Annotated in this window: 17 protein-coding genes; 6 read left to right on the top strand and 11 right to left on the bottom strand. The window is 71.9% G+C overall.

From position 1 onward, the window contains the following. Positions 1 to 170: 170 nt before the first annotated feature. The 5 genes from ACPA54_RS35530 to ACPA54_RS35510 all read right to left on the bottom strand — a co-directional run bounded on the left by ACPA54_RS35530 (position 171) and on the right by ACPA54_RS35510 (position 4009). On the bottom strand, positions 171 to 368 hold the full coding sequence (locus ACPA54_RS35530) for a CsbD family protein (RefSeq protein ID WP_423536157.1): 198 nt from the start codon (positions 366 to 368) through the stop codon (positions 171 to 173). 25 nt (positions 369 to 393) lie between these two features. Next, entirely contained in the window at positions 394 to 621 is a 228-nt protein-coding gene (locus ACPA54_RS35525; protein WP_423536155.1) for a DUF5133 domain-containing protein, read from the bottom strand. Between the two features lie 58 nt (positions 622 to 679). Then, positions 680 to 2827 carry a SpoIIE family protein phosphatase gene (locus ACPA54_RS35520; RefSeq protein ID WP_423536153.1) on the bottom strand — a complete coding sequence of 716 codons (2148 nt, stop codon included), beginning with the start codon at positions 2825 to 2827 and terminating at the stop codon, positions 680 to 682. A 113-nt stretch (positions 2828 to 2940) separates the two neighbouring features. Continuing rightward, the gene (locus tag ACPA54_RS35515; protein ID WP_423536151.1) at positions 2941 to 3393 is read right to left on the bottom strand and encodes an ATP-binding protein; all 453 of its coding nucleotides are present in this window, start codon (positions 3391 to 3393) and stop codon (positions 2941 to 2943) included. Between the two features lie 226 nt (positions 3394 to 3619). Beyond that, positions 3620 to 4009 carry an STAS domain-containing protein gene (locus tag ACPA54_RS35510; protein ID WP_423536149.1) on the bottom strand — a complete coding sequence of 130 codons (390 nt, stop codon included), beginning with the start codon at positions 4007 to 4009 and terminating at the stop codon, positions 3620 to 3622. A gap of 164 nt (positions 4010 to 4173) precedes the next feature. On the opposite strand from ACPA54_RS35510, the gene ACPA54_RS35505 reads away from it, so the two are divergent. Then, positions 4174 to 4527, top strand: coding sequence for a helix-turn-helix transcriptional regulator (locus ACPA54_RS35505; protein WP_423536147.1), 354 nt, complete (start codon positions 4174 to 4176; stop codon positions 4525 to 4527). Positions 4528 to 4610: 83 nt separating this feature from the next. Here the strand turns inward: ACPA54_RS35505 and ACPA54_RS35500 are convergent, their stop codons facing one another. The 4 genes from ACPA54_RS35500 to ACPA54_RS35485 all read right to left on the bottom strand — a co-directional run bounded on the left by ACPA54_RS35500 (position 4611) and on the right by ACPA54_RS35485 (position 7092). Next, the gene (locus ACPA54_RS35500) at positions 4611 to 5069 is read right to left on the bottom strand and encodes an SRPBCC family protein (RefSeq protein ID WP_423536145.1); all 459 of its coding nucleotides are present in this window, start codon (positions 5067 to 5069) and stop codon (positions 4611 to 4613) included. Positions 5070 to 5311: 242 nt separating this feature from the next. Then, a complete protein-coding gene (locus ACPA54_RS35495) occupies positions 5312 to 5632 on the bottom strand; it encodes a carboxymuconolactone decarboxylase family protein (protein ID WP_345679288.1) in 321 nt (106 codons plus the stop codon). Between the two features lie 135 nt (positions 5633 to 5767). After that, positions 5768 to 6196 (bottom strand): cupin domain-containing protein, encoded by a 429-nt coding sequence (locus ACPA54_RS35490; RefSeq protein ID WP_423536143.1) that lies wholly within the window; start codon positions 6194 to 6196, stop codon positions 5768 to 5770. 68 nt (positions 6197 to 6264) lie between these two features. Beyond that, the gene (locus ACPA54_RS35485; RefSeq protein ID WP_423536142.1) at positions 6265 to 7092 is read right to left on the bottom strand and encodes a helix-turn-helix domain-containing protein; all 828 of its coding nucleotides are present in this window, start codon (positions 7090 to 7092) and stop codon (positions 6265 to 6267) included. 290 nt (positions 7093 to 7382) lie between these two features. On the opposite strand from ACPA54_RS35485, the gene ACPA54_RS35480 reads away from it, so the two are divergent. From ACPA54_RS35480 to ACPA54_RS35460, 5 genes are all read left to right on the top strand, one after another. Further along, positions 7383 to 8567, top strand: coding sequence for an amidohydrolase family protein (locus ACPA54_RS35480; protein ID WP_423536141.1), 1185 nt, complete (start codon positions 7383 to 7385; stop codon positions 8565 to 8567). After that, positions 8567 to 9754 carry a cytochrome P450 gene (locus tag ACPA54_RS35475; protein WP_423536140.1) on the top strand — a complete coding sequence of 396 codons (1188 nt, stop codon included), beginning with the start codon at positions 8567 to 8569 and terminating at the stop codon, positions 9752 to 9754. The genes ACPA54_RS35480 and ACPA54_RS35475 overlap by 1 nt, the downstream gene beginning before the upstream one ends. Continuing rightward, complete coding sequence (locus tag ACPA54_RS35470) at positions 9754 to 10893, top strand: aromatic ring-hydroxylating oxygenase subunit alpha (protein ID WP_423536139.1); 1140 nt, start codon at positions 9754 to 9756, stop codon at positions 10891 to 10893. Before ACPA54_RS35475 ends, ACPA54_RS35470 begins: the two co-directional genes overlap by 1 nt. A gap of 236 nt (positions 10894 to 11129) precedes the next feature. After that, positions 11130 to 11981 (top strand): DUF1206 domain-containing protein, encoded by an 852-nt coding sequence (locus tag ACPA54_RS35465; protein WP_423536137.1) that lies wholly within the window; start codon positions 11130 to 11132, stop codon positions 11979 to 11981. Between the two features lie 56 nt (positions 11982 to 12037). Continuing rightward, positions 12038 to 12472: a glutaredoxin domain-containing protein gene (locus ACPA54_RS35460; protein ID WP_423536135.1), complete on the top strand. Its 435-nt coding sequence runs from the start codon at positions 12038 to 12040 to the stop codon at positions 12470 to 12472. A gap of 15 nt (positions 12473 to 12487) precedes the next feature. On the opposite strand, the gene ACPA54_RS35455 is transcribed toward ACPA54_RS35460, so the two are convergent. Both ACPA54_RS35455 and ACPA54_RS35450 read right to left on the bottom strand, forming a co-directional pair. Next, entirely contained in the window at positions 12488 to 13939 is a 1452-nt protein-coding gene (locus ACPA54_RS35455; RefSeq protein ID WP_423536133.1) for an ATP-binding protein, read from the bottom strand. Further along, positions 13936 to 15612: an NAD(P)/FAD-dependent oxidoreductase gene (locus tag ACPA54_RS35450; protein ID WP_423536132.1), complete on the bottom strand. Its 1677-nt coding sequence runs from the start codon at positions 15610 to 15612 to the stop codon at positions 13936 to 13938. Before ACPA54_RS35450 ends, ACPA54_RS35455 begins: the two co-directional genes overlap by 4 nt. Between the last annotated feature and the right edge of the window lie 29 nt (positions 15613 to 15641).

Below are 15641 nucleotides of genomic sequence, written 5' to 3'. Positions count from 1 at the left end.
TTTTTTTTTTTTTCTCGCCGCGGGGTGGGTGCGCCGGGGGGGGGGCGGGCCTCGGGGCTCCCCGCGGGGGGGGCGCCGCCCCCCGCCCCGCGCGCGGCCCCCCCCCGCCCGGCGTCACGATGCGGGGCCCACGCCGCGGCGGCGGAACGGCGGGCCCACGGCGGGTTTCGTCAGGGTTCGTTGCGGTCCCGCGACAGCGAGTCCCGGACACCGCGCGCACGGTCCTGGAGACCGTCGACGGCGTCCTTGGCCTTGCCCTTGGCCTGGTCGGTCCGGCCCTCGCTCTCCTGGCGGCGGTCGCCCGTCACCTTGCCGGCGACCTCCTTGGCTTTGCCCTTCAGCTTGTCCATCGCACCGCTGTCACTCATGAGAACTCCTTCCGTCGGGCCGTGCTCACGCGACCGCCGGCATATCGCCTGCCGGGCGGGCCTCGAGGAGACGGCTGCGGGCGGCTGCCAAAGCCGCGTCGATGTCGGTGGTTCCCGTCGATACACACAGGGTGTAAGCGACATCCTCCATGCGCCTGCGGGCCTCCTCCGAGCCATGCTCCGCGTGGAGCAGGCTCAGGGCCTCGTACTTGTCGATCAGTTCGGCGAGGACGGCGGGGTGTGCGAGCAGCATGGACGGGTCCCTTCTCCGCGGCTGTACGCCGCCCGGATGGGGCGGCGTGGGCACTTCGCTACCCGGATCCGTGGGAGCCATGCACGGCGTCCGCCCGCAACGCCAGGAGTGCGATGTCGTCGGTGTACCGGCTGTCGGGGTAGGCGTGCCGCACCAGCCGGTCGATGAGGTCGCCGAGGTCGGCACCGCGGAAGGCGCCGAGTACGGCGACCAGTTCGGCGGTGCTGCGGTCGATGTCGACGCCCGCATGTTCGACCAGTCCGTCGGTGTACAGGACGAGGATGTCCTCTGCTTCCAGCTCGTACCCGGTGACGGTGTAGGCGGTGTCCCGCTCGATACCCAGCAGCGGCCCCGGCTCGACCGGCAGGGTGCGGGCCGGCCCGTCGGCCTGCCGCAGCAGCGGTGCCGGGTGGCCCGCACTGGCCAGGCAGACACGGCGCCGGGCCAGGTCGAAATGGGCGTACACGCACGACACCAGAAGATCCGGTTCGAGATCGGCGAGGACCCGGTTGGTGCGGGCCAGCACCTCCTCCGGACGGTCGGCCGCCGCAGTGGCGTGCGCGTGCACGGCCGTGCGCACCTGACCCATCAGCGCGGCGGCCGCGATGTTGTGGCCCTGCACGTCGCCGACGACGGCCGCCGCCGTGGTGTCCGTGAGACGGATCAAGTCGTAGAAATCCCCGCCGACTTCCACCCCGTGCACGGCGGGCAGGTAGCGGGCCGCCACGGTCAGGCCGGGGATCCCGGGCAGCGCACGCGGCAGCAGCGCCTCCTGCAGCGCGTGCGCCAGATGGTGCTTGGCGTCGTACATCCGGGCCCGGTCGAGGGCGTGGGCGACGAGGCCCGCCAACGAGGTCAGGACCGCGCGTTCGTCGTCCGTGAACTCGTGCGGGTGCTTGTACGACAGAACCCAGCAGCCCGTGGTGCGGCCGGCCACGATCAGGGGCAGGAAGGCCCAGGCCGTCTTGTCGGAGACGGTCTCGGCCCCGGGATACACCCGCTCCAGTTGGTCGCGGTCCTCGAAGAAGGAGGGGATGCCGCTGTCCAGGACCCGGCCGGCGGGCGTGAGCACCGTATCCACGGGCAGCCCGTCCAGCCCGCTGATGGTCTCCTGCGCGTATCCGCGGTGGCCGAGGATGCGCAGCCGGCCGGCCTCGGCCACGGAGAGCACCATCCCGTCCGCGTCGAAGGCCGGGAGGATCTGGTCCGCCACCATCTCCGCCACATCGGCGACCCCGGTGGCCTCGGTCAGCGCCGCGGCCAAGTGCATCAGGAAGTACAGGCGCCCCACCCGGGGTGAGCGTCCCGCGGCAGCCGGCCAGGTCTCCGGGAGCGCGGTGGCCGTGCTCGGATCCTCGACCGCGGGCAGGACCCGGACGCTCACCCCGGTCCCGTCGGGGTACAGCGCGAACGACAGCCACCGGTCGGGCGGGCGCAGCGCGGTGAACGCCACCGGCGCCCTGCTGATCACCGCCGCACGATAGCGGTCCTCGTAGACGGGGCCGTCCAGCCACGGAAGCGACTGCCAGGGCAGTGTGCCGAGCACCTGCTCCCGGTGGACGCCGAACAGGTCCAGCGCCGCGTCGGTCACGAACGTGATCCGGCCTTCGAGGTCGAGCGCCATGCTGCCGCCGGGGAGGCGGTCGGCGAACGCCGCGGCCGGCTCCGCCGCCGTCCCGTCCGGTTCCAGGCCGATCCGGTACGGCTCGGCCGGCAACGGCAGCGGCGCCGCGTCCTCGAGCATCCGGCCGGTGTCGTGGGCCAGCGCCACGAACACGTCGACTTCCTCGGGGCTCACGCGCCGCGGCCGGCCGCCGGGAAACAGCAGGAGCAGCGCGCCGAGCGGCCCGGAGCGGCCGGGTACCGGGGCCGCGGCGAGGGCGAAACGATACGGCAGCGCGACCGCGGCCCGCGGGTAGTTGCGTGCCAGGTCGTCGGGTCCGCCCACCCACACCAACCGCTCCTCGCGCACGGCGTCGGCGACGGGAACGGGCGCGGTCAGCGGCACCCGGCGCCAGGGTTCGGCGAACTCCACCGGGACCCCGCACAAGGCCACCAACCGGAGGACGGGGTGGTCGGGCTCGGTCACGTACAGCCCGCTCGCCGTGCCGTTGGTCTTGCGCACCGCCGTGCGCAGCACGCGGGCGAGAGCCTCGGTGTCCCGGGGCGGGCTGCGCGGCGGCTGCTCGTCACGCGGAGCGGACACCGGTCCCCCCGGCGTGACCGGTCGGGCTCGGCCCGGAGCGGGCCCGGCGAACGCGGATACCCATACAGCGACCCTAGTCCTCCCGGGCCGGAGTCGCTCGGGTACCGGCCCCGCTATGCGGCGTCGATCTCCGCCCACACGGTCTTGCCGTGCGCATGGCGCGAGGCGCCCCAGCGGTCCGAACTCCGCCGCACGATGAAGAGGCCGTGCCCGCCGGGCACTCCCGGCCGGTGCGGACGACGCGGGGCGGGCAGGACGGGTGAGCCGTCCGCCACCTCGATGCGCATCCGGGTCCCGGTGAACTCGACGACGAGTTCCAGCGCGCCGTCGGCGTGCATCGCGGCGTTGGCGACCAGTTCGGCGGCGAGGAGGACCACGTCGTGGTCCGCGTCCGTCGCGTCCCCGGGCCACGACCAGTCGGCGAGGGCTTGTGCGGCGAAGGCGCGGGCCCGGGCGACGGGCCTGGGTGTCCCCGCGAGTCTCAGCCGCCGCCGCTGCCTTGGGGGAGGCAGGGTGAAGCCGGTGGCACGACGGTTGTCGTGCAGGGTTCCCCGGCTGTTCGTCATGGGCGGGAGCCCCCTTGGTCTTGGTGCTGTGTCTTTCGGCCGGATTCCCCGCTCGGACCGGACCATGCGCACGAATCGGCGAACCGACTCGTTGGGAAAGGCACTTGGCTACGGATCCGCGGCGAGGAGGCGGACCGGATACGCACCGAGTAGTCCAAGGGCTTCCGGACGCGGAGCACGCCCGGTTCCGGGACGGCGCCGAGACCGTCCGGAACCGGGCGCGACGTCACAGCGGGTCGCCGGGGGCGGCGTCCAAGGTGAACAAATCCGCGGCGCCGGTCAGATCGAGGAGCCGGCGGACGCGCCGGCTCGGGGTCAGCAGCATGCGGCCGTCCCATTCGTCGAGCCGTTGGCGCGCGAGGATCAGGGTGTTCAGACCGCTGCTGTCGCAGAACTCGACCGCCGCCATGTCCAGGTGCAGGCGCCGTGGCCGTTCCGCCAGCGCCTTGTCGAAGGCGTCGCGCAGTCGGGGAACGCTGTCCAGGTCGACCTCGCCGTCCACGCGGATCCACACGTCCGGGGGATCGCTGTGCACGGCGACCACCAGCGGCGCGGGTTCGAAGGGCATCAGGCCCTCGACGGCGGGCGGTCGGTGGCGCGAATCGGCATGCGGCATGCGTTCGACTCCGGTGGGGTCGGTGTCATCGGACTCCTGGCGGTTCCAGCGTCCGGCCGACCGGCAGCCGGGCGCAAGACGTAATACGAAGAGCTATTCCGGTATCCCGTTTCGCTTTCTGGGTTCGTCCGAGGACCGCGACCCGGATCGTCCATCATGGGTCCATGAACGAGGCGCGCACCCCACGGTGGACGTTCCTGACCAACCATGCACGCGTCCTGGCCGCCGTGGCCCGCGATCCGAATACCCGGCTGCGCGACATCGCCGCCACCTGCCGGCTCACCGAACGCGCGGTCCAGGGCATCGTCGCGGATCTGGAAAGGGACGGCTATCTCACCCGGACCCGGGCAGGCCGCCGCACCGTCTACCGGGTGACCCCGGACACCGTCCTGCGCCACCCCGCCGACGGCGGGCGTCCGGTCGCCGACGCGCTCGGCCTCCTGCCCGCCCCCGGCCACGGCGGCACCGGCGAGGACACGGATTCGGGCGAGCCGTCCGTCCAAGCCCGTCCGCGCTGACACCGCGAGCCGACGGGCACCGCACCCCGCTTGGCGACCCTGCGGGGTGCGGTGCCCGTCGCCGCTCAGCCGGCTCAGTCGGTTCAGCCGGGTGTCAGACGCCCTCGCCAGCCGCCCCCGGCCGCGCCGCGTTCCTCGATGTAGTCCTTGAACCGGTGCAGATCGCCTTTGATCCGCGAGTCCAGGAGGTGCATCGCCGCGGCGGCCTTGTCGACCATGCCTTCGGGCTCGACCTCCATCGTCAGGTCGATCTTCGTGTGGCTCGCATCGATCGGACGGAACTTCACCATCCCGTACTGCCGCGGCGCGCCTGCCACCGTGCGCCAGGCCACTCGCTCGTCCGGCATCTGGTCGACGATCTCGGTGTCGAACTCGCGGGTCACCCCGCCGATGGACGTCTTCCAATGGTTGTGGCGGTCGTCGAGCTGGGTGATCTCGTCCACGCCTTCCATGAACGACGGGAACTCCTCGAACTGCGTCCACTGGTTGTACGCGGTCTGCAGGGGGACCTCCACCTCGATCGACTGCGTCACCGTGGTCACGGCCACCACCATCCTTCCTCTCCGCACACGGACAAAAGGTCACCGATGCGCCTGCCCGGGTCGGCCGAAGCCATGCAGGCCGGATTCGCGGGAAACACGACACGGAGTGCCGGCTCGGCACGGCCGCGCCGGTGGGCGACGCGCGGCCAGCGGGCAACCGCCGCGCGGGAGGACGGGCTGCGGGCCGGCAGATCGGGGTGGGTGCCTTCCAGGCCGCGGCGGGACCTCGGCGTGAAGTCGGATCAGCCCATGGTGTCTTGCCGTGCCGTGGTGATTTCGACGCCGAGGGCTTCGCCGATGTGCCCGGCCGCCGCCATGACCCGTGCGGTGCCGACGACCGGGGCAATGGCGACCAGGACGTCTTGGAGCTGCTCGGCCGTCATCGCCATCTCGGCGCCCGCGGCCAGATGCATCGTGTAGGACAGGGGAGGAGCGTCCATGGCCACGAGCGCGGCGATGCGGGTGAGCACGAGAACGTCCGGTTCGAGGCCGCAGCGTTCCAGCGAATCCAGCGTCATGGCGGCCAAGGTGTCCATGACGGGAGTGTCTGCAGATGTGGTCATGATGATCTTCCTCGCGGATTGTGCGCTTCCGGACGCGCGCTCTGCCGCTGCCCCGCACCGCCGGCAACACGCCCCGGCCCTCCTTCGACGCTAGGACGGCCCGCGCCCCGAAGCATGTCGGAGCGGCGGACCGCATCACTGCTCGGTCGTTCGGGGGCGGTGGTCCGTGCCGGCGCCGGCGGTGACGGTCAGGATGGACGCCGGCCCGGCCATGTCGACCGCGTGCCACACCCCGGCCGGGTTGACGGTGGCTTCGCCCGGCCCGAGCAGAACGCGATCGGGCACCCCGTCCACGTCGCGGACGACCGTCACCGATCCGCTGAGGCAGACGATCAGTTCGTCACCGGCCGGGTGGCTCTCCCAATGGTCGCCGGGGCCGTCGCCGTCGAAGATCATCACCATCCGGCCTTCGGCGCCGTCCGAGGCCACGGCGGCGCCGTAGGCCTGGAGCACCTCCGGGTCCCAGGCGAAGCCCTCGACGGGTTTCGCCGTCGAACCCAGCCCGAGGTGGACGGGGGTGGTGCGCAGGTCGACGGGGTTGCGTTCGTGATCCACAAGTCTCATGCCGGCCATCGTCACGCGGCGGCGACCGGGCGGTCTTGAAGAAATGGGAACAGAGGCGGCGCGCGGCGCTATCCGGCGCCGAGGAGGACCTCGCCGCGGCGCCACGCCGTCGGCGACCGGCCCGTGAACTCGCGCCATTCCCGGGCGAGATGCGCTTGGTCGGCGTAGCCGCAGAGGGTCGCCAGATCGGCCCACGGGAGCGGGTCGTGCACCGTCGCCAAGTCGTGCGCGTGCTCGAAGCGCAGGACCCGGGCGAACGTCTTCGGCGCCAGGCCCAGCTCACTGCGGAACCGGTCGGTGAGGTGGCGGCGGCTCCAGCCGACTTCCGCGGCGACCGCGTCGATCCGGACCCTGCCGCGCGCGGCGACGAGGCGGCGCCAAGCCCCGGTCACCTGGGCGCCCATCCGGTGCGCGGGGTCGCGGTCGGCGTTGCCGACGACGGCGCGGAGGAGCAGTTCGTCCAGCACGGTGAACCGCGCCGGCCAGGTCGTCGCCGCGCGGAGCCGGTCGGCCAATTCGGCAGCAGACGTGCCGAGAAGCTCGTCGAGGGGGACCAACTGGTGGGCGAGCGCGGCAGCGGGCACGGCGTAGACGGCGCGAGCGCCGAGCGGAGTCAGCGATACCTGGACCCCGTGCTGGCGTCCGCTGTGGTGGATCGCTACCGACCGGCACATCAGACCGCCGGCAACGCCGCCGAATCGGGTGACCGGCGACCCGTCGTCGACGCCCGACGCCACTTCCAGGGGTTCCGACAGGCTGATCACCGCGGTGAGGGCGCGGCTCGGCGGGCCGCAGTGCACCCCGGCGGGGAACCCGCGGAAGTCGAAACCCACATACGGGCCGACGTACGGCCGCAAGGCGGGCGCCGGATTCCCGATGGCCGTGTGCTCCTCCACCTGCGCGAGTCTACGAGCCGCCGGGCCCGCCGGGATGGCCGCCTCGACGCCTGTCCGCACGCGCGAACCGGGGTCCCCCGTGGTGCCAAACACCGCGGGGGACCCCTCGCGCATCGTGACCGCCGGGTCGCGCGTTGTGGACACGCAGGTCGGAATCCGGTTGGTTGGGCGCGGAGCCGGTTGCTATCAAAGGATCAAGTGACTGTCTGTCAGATGACTGTCAATCAGTTGAACATGCGCGTCTTGAAGCACTCCCCCACCCGAGATTTCTCGAGGAGTTGCATTCCGCCATGCGCGACGGCCTCCGCGTCTTCGACGCCGACTGCCACGTTGTCTACCCGCCCGACCTGTGGCAACGCCATCTCGACCCGGCGTTCCGCGACCGGGTCAGACCGGCCCCCGCCCCCGGCATCGAGACGGTCAATCCGCTGACCGTCGACGGGCGGTACACACAGCACCCGACGATCCTGTACGGCCGGTTCCAGCGCGCCATCGGCTGGACCACCGAGGACATGATCGCCAAGTACGGCCCCGACCTCGTGCACGGCGGGTTCACCGGCGACCGCGTGGCGGCGGCGCTCGCCGTCGAGGGGATCGACATCGGCGTCGTGTACGGCCCGGAATTCGACATGTGGCCGGACGGCATCGACCCCGCGCTCCAGGCCGCCATGGCCCGCGCGTACAACCGCTGGGGTGCCGAGATGCGCGAGGCGTCCGGCGGGCGCGTCGTGGTCTCCGGGCCGATCCCGCTCACCGACGTGAGCCGCGCGGTCGAGGAGATCGAGTACGCGTACCACCACCTCGGCACCCGCTGCTTCTGGACCCGCCCGAACCTGGTGAACCACCGCGACCTCGGGAACCGCTACTACGACCCGGTCTACGAACTGCTCCAAGACCTCGACTGCGCCCTCGCCACCCACGAGTTCATGGGGCTCAACGCCGTCACCGCCGGATCCGGGCGCTTCCGGACCTTCACCGAGTGGCACGCCGTCGTGCACTGGCACGAGACCCAGTCCGCGATGCTGTCGATGCTTTGCGGCGGCGTCTTCGACCGGTTCCCCCGGCTGCGCTGCGCCTACATGGAGGCCGGCTGCGGCTGGCTGCCCTCGTGGCTGCACCGCATCGACGAGCAACTCGAACTCGCCGGCGCCGCGGAATTCCCCGGCCTGACCCGTTCGGCCGTCCAAACGTTCGCCGAGAACTGCTGGATCTCGTGCGAGTGCGACGACCCGCATGTCGCGGACGTGGTACGGCACTTGGGCGACCGCAAGATCGTCTTCGAATCCGACTTCCCGCACCCCGACTCGAAGTACCCGCACACGCTGGACCGCTTCCTCGCGCTCAGCCCCGACGAACTCTCCCCCGAGACCAAGGCGCGGATCCTCTGGGACAACCCGATGGACCTGTACCGCTTCGCCGACGACGACCTCCCCGCGCACTGCCGAACGCCGCTCCCCGCGACCCAGGAGGCCTGATGCCGCAGCCCGCCGAGCAGCCCGACGCGTCGCCGCCCGACGTCCTCAAACTCGACCCCGACCATCCCGAAGTCGCCCGGCACCGGCGCGAATGCCCGGTCTCCCGCACCGCGTCCGGGATCTGGTTCCTGGCCGACTACGCCGCCGTCCACGAAGCCACCGCCCACATGGACCTCTTCGTCGCCGGCTTCCGCGAATCCGGCCGGCCCACCCCGCCCGAGCAGCGCTTCATCCACGAGATCCGCGAACCCGAGCACAGCGCGATGCGCCGCGTCATCCACGCCGCACTCGCGCCCAGCACACTGCGCTGGATCCCCGGCCACACCCACGAGGCCGGCACCGAACTCCTCGACAAGGCGCTCGCGGAGGACGGCCCCGTCGACCTGGTCGAGGCCTTCGCTGATCCCGTGCTGATCCGCGTCACCGCACGGCTGTTCGGCGTCGCCGACGACCGCATGGAGACGTGGGTGCGCTGGGCCGAGGGCTTCGCGCGCAAGAAGATGGTCGACCGCGGGAAGGGCCTCAGCGACGCCGCGACCGACGTCATCGGCGACATCGACGCCGTCATCGCCGGCAAACGCACCGACCCCGGCGACGACTTCATCAGCCGCATGCAGCGCCCCGTGGAGGGCTACGCGCTGACCGACCTGCAGATCCGCACCCAGTTCGTCTTCTTCCTGGTCGCCGCGACCGGCACCACCACGCAACTCGTCGCCAACCTCGTCTGGCAGCTGTGCGCGCGCCCCGACGTCCAGAGCCGAGTGCGGGAGGACCGCACCCTGGTTCCCGCCCTCGTCGAGGAGGTCCTGCGCGCCGAATCGCCGGACGCGGTGATCCTGCGCCGGACCGCCGAGCCCGTCGAGGTCGGCGGCGTCACCATCCCGGCCGGGGAACGCGTCGCCTTCGGCCTCGCCAGTGCGAACCGCGACCCCGCGCAGTTCCCCGACCCCGGCGAGTTCCGCCTCGACCGGCAGCACGCCACCCGCCACATGGCGTTCGGCTTCGGCCCGCGCATCTGCTCGGGCGCGCCGACGGCCCGCATGATCGCGGCCGCGGCAGCCAACGTCTTCCTCGACAAGGTCGCGGACGCGCGGCTGGCGCCCGACTACCGGTTCGTCAACGTCACCGTCCCGTGGGCGCATTCGCCCGAGACGATCGACGCCGTCCTCACGGCGGCCCCGGCCTGATGGACCGCCGTACCGAACTCGACCTGGTCGGGCGGGTCATCGCCATGGCGGCGCGGCGCACCACCACGCTCGCCGACACCGTGCTGCGGATCCCCGCGGACGCGTATGTCTCGCCCGACCACCACACCAGGGAACGCGAACAGTTGTTCCGCACCCGCCCGGTGTTCGCGTGCCTCGGCGCCGACGTGCCCGAACCCGGCGACCACGTCGCCCTCACCTCCGGCGGCGTGCCCATCCTCGTCGTGCGGGCACCCGACGGCGGAATACGGGCCTACCTCAACGCCTGCCGCCACCGCGGATCTCCCCTGGCACGCGGCCGCGGCAACACCGGGCGGGCGGTGTCGTGCCCCTTCCACCGCTGGGTCTACGACACCGCCGACGGCCGGCTGCTCGGCCAACCGCGGTCCTGCGGCGGCTTCGACGAACTCGACTCCGAGGACCTCGGATTGGTCGCGCTGCCGGTCGCGGAACGGCACGGCATCGTGGTGGTCCGGCCGACCGGCACGGAACCGGTCGACGTCGACGACTGGCTGGCCGGTCTGGCCCCGCAGTTCGCGGCCCACGACTACCCGAAACTGCTGCCGTACACGAGCGTCACCACCACCTGGTCGTGCAACTGGAAGCTGCTGCTCGACACCTTCTTCGAGAATTACCACGTCTTCGCCCTGCACCGGGGCTCGCTCGGCGCCTTCTACCTCAGCGGCGCATCCCCGTTCGACGCGTTCGGCCCCCACAACCGCCTCGTCGTCCCCCGCGGCAGCCTCCTCGACCAGGCCGGACGACCGGAAGCAGAGCGCGAACTGCGCCCCCACGCGGTCCTGCAGTACTTCCTCGCCCCCAACGTGATCGTCAGCAACGTCGCCGACTACGTGATGACCTGGCGCTTCACCCCGGACGCGGTCGACGCCACCACCGTCGAACACGCCCTCTACACCTACCGCCCGGCCGAAACCGACGAAGACCGCGGCTACTTCGAGGACCGCTTCGACGCCGCCGAGTCGGTCACCGTCGCCGAGGACTTCCCCGAGTCGGAGCTGATCCACCGCAACCTGGCATCCGGCCTGATCCCGCACACCCACGCGGGCCGCAACGAACCGGGCATCATCCACTTCCACCGGTCCATGGCCGAACACCTCTGACGAACCGGAGGAGAGCCGGCGCAGAACGGCAGCGGCCCGCCCTGTCGCCCGGGCGGGCCGCTTCACCGTTCACACCGAACCGCACACGGCATCTCGTGTTTGGTGAGATCAACGTACGCGGCGGCACCGACAACGGGCCCCGACGGTGCTCCGCGGGCTCGCAGGGCACCGGCGTTTCGTCGCCGGGCGCATGATCGGGCCGGTTCCGGCAAGCGAATCCTCAGGGAGGAGGCGCCATGTCGGACGCTGTCGGAACGGTACAGGCCGCCGGAAGGGAGGCCGCGGCAAGCTCGTGGCTGGGCTCGCTCGCCCGCCTGGGGCTCGTCGCACGCGGGGTGAACTACGTGCTGGTCGGCGTACTCGCCGTGCAGATCGGGACGGACGCGTCGGGTAAGGAGGCCGACCGGCAGGGTGCGCTGCACACCGTGTCCGGACAGCCCGGCGGCGCCGTCATCGTATGGGCGATCGCCATCGGCTTCGCCGGGCTCACTCTGTGGCGACTGGTCGAGGTGCTCTACGGCCGGCCGGGGCCGGACGGCGGAAAAGCCACCAAACGGTTGACCTCGTTGGCGCGGGCGATCGTCTACGGGGTGGTGTGCGGCAGCATCATCGCCTTCGTGACGGGGAGCGGCGGCGACCGGTCGAGCGACGAGCAGTCCAAGGACTTCACCGCACGTGCGATGGGCCACGCCGGAGGCCGTTGGCTCGTCCTGGCCATCGGCACCGGCGTCGTGGTGGGCGGCGTCGTGATGGTGGTCAACGCGCTGCGCCGACGCTTCCTCCGGAACCTGAAACTCGGGAAGATGTCGGAGAGTTCGCGCGTCCTCGTGGCGGCGTTCGGCACGGTGGGACGCTCCGCCCGCGGCGTCGTGGTCGGCGCACTCGGCGTGTTCCTGGTCGCCGCGGCGGCCGCGTACGACCCGCGGAAGGCCAAGGGCCTGGACGACACCCTGCGCGAGACCGCGTCCGGCCCGCTGGGGCCCTGGCCGCTGTACGCCATCGCCCTCGGCCTCGTGGCGTTCGGCGTGTTCTCGGTATGCGAAGCCCGCTGGCGCGACGTCCACCCCGAGCCGGAGACACCTCGCTGAGCGCCCCACAGCCGTGCAAGCAGCTCGGTTCGGGCTCTTCGGTAACCTGGGTCGGCATGCGCCCCTGGATCCTGCCGCTGGTTCTCCTGCTCGGCGGCGCGGTTGTCGCTGCCGGGGCCGCGTTGAGCGGAGCCACCGGCGCGGCCCCGGCAATCCTGGCCGGATTCGTGGTGGTCGCCGGCGTGCACTCGCCCCTGGTCTTCCCCAGGCCGATCCGCGCGACGGAGGCTCAACGCCGCAGCGCGGCCGACGGCCTCCCGATCGTGTACTGGCGGCCGGGCTGCACGTACTGTCTGCGGCTGCGCTTCCGTTTGGGGCGCCGGGCCCGCGCGGCGCACTGGGTCGACATCTGGCGCGACCCGTCGGGAGCGGCCGCGGTCCGGGCGGTCAACGACGGCAATGAGACCGTGCCGACCGTCGTCGTGCACGGCCGGGCGCACACCAACCCCGACCCGTCGTGGGTACGCGAGCAGCTCGCGGCCCGCCGGTGAGCCGCGCACTCCCGGTCATCCCGTCTCCCCGGGCGGGTCGGAGGCGGTGATCGGCAGCCTGACCTGGAACCGCGTGTCGCCGGGCACCGACTCCACCCGCAGATCCCCGTGGTGCTTGCCGACCACGATCCGCCAGGAGATGTCGAGGCCGAGGCCGGTGCCTTCGCCCACGGGCTTGGTGGTGAAGAACGGGTCGAAGATCCGGTCGCGGACGTCGGGAGGCACGCCGGGGCCGGTGTCGCCGATCTCCACGAGTACGCGGTCGTCGTCGCGCGCGGTGCGGATGGTCAGGGTTGCCTCGGTGTCGGTGCCGTCCATGGCGGAGACGGCGTTGTCGACGAGGTTGGTCCACACCTGGTTCAGCTCGCCGGGGTAGGCCGGGATCCGTGGCAGGCCGCGGTCGTAGTCCTTCACGACGCGGACCCGCGTGCCGATCTTCTTCGACATCATCACCAGGGTGCTGTCCAGCAGTTCGTGGACGTCGACCTGCTGGTGCGGCGCGCGGTCGAGCTGGGCGTAGCTCTTCGCCGCTTCGACCAGCGTGGAGATCCGGTGCGTGGAGTCCTCGATCTCGCTCAGCAGCAGCTCGGTCTCGACCGTCGAGTTCAGCCAGTGCATGGCCGGGCCGAGGACGTCCGGTGCCAACGCCGCGGCCACCCGGTCGAGCCAGGCCGGGTCGAGTCCGGCCTGGACGAACGTCGGGGCGAGCCGCCATCCGTCGGGGATGCCCTGCTCGTCCAGCCAGTCGGCAACCGCATCCTCCCGGTCGGACGCCTCCAGAGGGCTCAATACCGGTGCGTGCGCGGCGCGTTCGGCGGCGTCCTCCTGGAAGCCGGTCAGGGCGATCACCGCGTCCCGGTGCACCGGGTTCGCGGCGATCTTGCCGAGCTTGTGGCGCATCCCGGCGACGCGTTCGCGGAGTTCGGCGGTGGCGCGGACCGCGGCGGCGGCCGGGTTGTTCAGCTCGTGGGTGAGTCCCGCGGTCAGGGAGCCGAGGGCCAGTAGGCGCTCGCGCTGGCCGATGGCCTGCTGGGTGTTCTTGGCGCCGAAGAACAGGCCTTCCAGCAGGTGCACGGCCATGGGGAACCAGTCGTGCATGATCTCGGCGAAGGTCTCGGCGGGCAGCACGAAGAACCGCGACGGCTCGGTGACCCGCATCGAGTTGTTGTAGACCTGCGGCACCTGGTCGCCGAGGTACGCCTGAAAGGCGCCCGCGTAGACGCCCCGCGTGGAGCTGCGGTTGACGTCCACCTCCTCGCCGCCGACGCGGCGGGAGAGCACGACGGTTCCGTCGATGAGGACGTAGAAGCAGGCCGCCTCCTCCCCCTCCCGATAGACGGGGCCCGGGTCGTGCCCTTCGACGCCGCCGTCCCGGCAGAGGCGGGCGAGCTGGTCGTCGGAGAGCTTCTCGAAGAGGAACAGCGTGCGCAGTTCGTCGACGTCGCAGTGCAGGCGGGGCACGGTCACGACTGCTCCAGGTAGCGGTGGACCAGCATCACGGCCATGGCGCCTTCACCGACGGCGGAGGCGACCCGTTTGGCGGATTCGGCACGTACGTCGCCCGCCGCGAACACGCCCGGCACGCTGGTCTCGAGGTGGTACGGGGGACGGTCCAGGGCCCACGCGGCCGGCGGGCTCCCGTCGGGCGTCAGGTCGGGGCCGGTCGGGACGAAGCCGTGCGCGTCCCGCAGCACCGCGCCGTCGAGCCAGTCGGTCAGCGGCGCGGCGCCGATGAAGACGAACATCCACTGGGTCTCGACGGTCTCGGTCTCGCCGGTCCCGGTGTTGCGCAGCGTCAGCTTCTCCAGGTGGTCGGTGCCGTGCGCGGCCTCGACGACGGTGTTGGTGCGCACCGAGACCCTCGGGGACTCGGTGATCCGCTGCAGGAGGTAGTGGGACATGGTGGCGGCCGGGGTGGGTCCGCGGACAAGCAGGGTGACCGACCTGGCGTTGCGGGACAGGAACATCGCGGCCTGGCCGGCGGAGTTCGCGCCGCCGACGACGTAGACGTCCTGGCCTTCGCAGGACGGAGCCTCGGTGAGCGCCGACCCGTAGTACACGCCGCGGCCGGTCAGCTCGTCGGCACCGGGCACGTCCAGCTGCCGGTACGACACGCCGGTGGCGAGGATGACGCTGTGCGCGGACACCTCGGTGCCGTCGGAGAACCGCAGGACGCGTGCCGCGCCGCGGACCTCCAAGGCGGTGACCTGGCGTGCGGTCAGCAGCTCGGCGCCGAACTTGGTGGCCTGCCGGCGGGCCCGGTCGGTGAGCTGGGCGCCGGAGACGCCGTCCGGGAACCCGAGGTAGTTCTCGATGCGGGAGCTTTGGCCGGCTTGGCCGCCGGTGGCCTCGCGCTCCACCAGGACGGTACGCAGGCCTTCCGATGCCCCGTACACGGCCGCGCCGAGGCCGGCGGGGCCGCCGCCGACGATGACGAGGTCGTAGAAGTCCGCGGCGGGTGTCGTGGACAGGCCGACGCGGGCTGCCAGCTCGGCCTCGTCGGGTTCGACCATGGCGGTGCCGTCCGGCGTCACGACGAGCGGCAGCCGCAGTCCGTCCTCCCCCGCGGCCCGCAGGAGCCGCGCGCCTTCGGGTTCGTCGGACGAATACCACCGGTACGGGACCTGGTTGCGGGCCAGGAACTCGCGGATCTGCGACGAGCGGGCCGACCAGCGGTGGCCGACGACCTTGGTGGTCGGCGCCTGCTTGCCGTCGGTGACGCGCCAGGACTCCAGGAGGTCGTCCACCACCGGGTACAGCTTCTCCTCGGGCGGCGCCCACGGTTTGAGCAGGTAGTGGTCGAGGTCGACGACGTTGATGGCGTCGATCGCGGCGCCGGTGTCCGCGTAGGCGGTCAGCAGCACGCGCCGGGCACCCGGGAACAGGTCGAGCGCCTCTTCGAGGAACTCGACGCCGTTCATCTGCGGCATCCGGTAGTCCGCCAGCAGCACCGCGACGTGTGCGCCGCGCAGCTTCAGCTCCCGCAGCGCCTCCAGCGCCGACGCCCCCGACTCGGCCCGGACCACGCGGTACCGGTCGCCGTAACGCCGCCGCAGGTCCCGGGCCACGGCGCGGGAGACCGCCGGATCGTCGTCCACGGTCAGGATGACCGTTCGCGCTGCGTCGACGGCCTCCGACATAGGTCACCTCCGGGAATCGGGCCGGCCCG

It is taken from the genome of Uniformispora flossi, assembly GCF_049534875.1.
In the GTDB taxonomy this organism is placed as follows: Bacteria; Actinomycetota; Actinomycetes; order Streptomycetales; family Streptomycetaceae; genus Yinghuangia; species Yinghuangia aomiensis.
This window is presented reverse-complemented; position numbering and strand designations above follow the sequence as displayed.

Excerpts from the sequence above, each read along its gene's own strand:
- ACPA54_RS35530 (WP_423536157.1), bottom strand. The coding sequence starts at position 368 with ATGAGTGACAGCGGTGCGATGGACAAGCTGAAGGGCAAAGCCAAGGAG.
- ACPA54_RS35525 (WP_423536155.1), bottom strand. The coding sequence starts at position 621 with ATGCTGCTCGCACACCCCGCCGTCCTCGCCGAACTGATCGACAAGTAC.
- ACPA54_RS35515 (WP_423536151.1), bottom strand. The coding sequence starts at position 3,393 with ATGACGAACAGCCGGGGAACCCTGCACGACAACCGTCGTGCCACCGGC.
- ACPA54_RS35510 (WP_423536149.1), bottom strand. The coding sequence starts at position 4,009 with ATGCCGCATGCCGATTCGCGCCACCGACCGCCCGCCGTCGAGGGCCTG.
- ACPA54_RS35505 (WP_423536147.1), top strand. The coding sequence starts at position 4,174 with ATGAACGAGGCGCGCACCCCACGGTGGACGTTCCTGACCAACCATGCA.
- ACPA54_RS35495 (WP_345679288.1), bottom strand. The coding sequence starts at position 5,632 with ATGACCACATCTGCAGACACTCCCGTCATGGACACCTTGGCCGCCATG.
- ACPA54_RS35490 (WP_423536143.1), bottom strand. The coding sequence starts at position 6,196 with ATGAGACTTGTGGATCACGAACGCAACCCCGTCGACCTGCGCACCACC.
- ACPA54_RS35480 (WP_423536141.1), top strand. The coding sequence starts at position 7,383 with ATGCGCGACGGCCTCCGCGTCTTCGACGCCGACTGCCACGTTGTCTAC.
- ACPA54_RS35475 (WP_423536140.1), top strand. The coding sequence starts at position 8,567 with ATGCCGCAGCCCGCCGAGCAGCCCGACGCGTCGCCGCCCGACGTCCTC.
- ACPA54_RS35470 (WP_423536139.1), top strand. The coding sequence starts at position 9,754 with ATGGACCGCCGTACCGAACTCGACCTGGTCGGGCGGGTCATCGCCATG.
- ACPA54_RS35465 (WP_423536137.1), top strand. The coding sequence starts at position 11,130 with ATGTCGGACGCTGTCGGAACGGTACAGGCCGCCGGAAGGGAGGCCGCG.
- ACPA54_RS35460 (WP_423536135.1), top strand. The coding sequence starts at position 12,038 with ATGCGCCCCTGGATCCTGCCGCTGGTTCTCCTGCTCGGCGGCGCGGTT.
- ACPA54_RS35450 (WP_423536132.1), bottom strand. The coding sequence starts at position 15,612 with ATGTCGGAGGCCGTCGACGCAGCGCGAACGGTCATCCTGACCGTGGAC.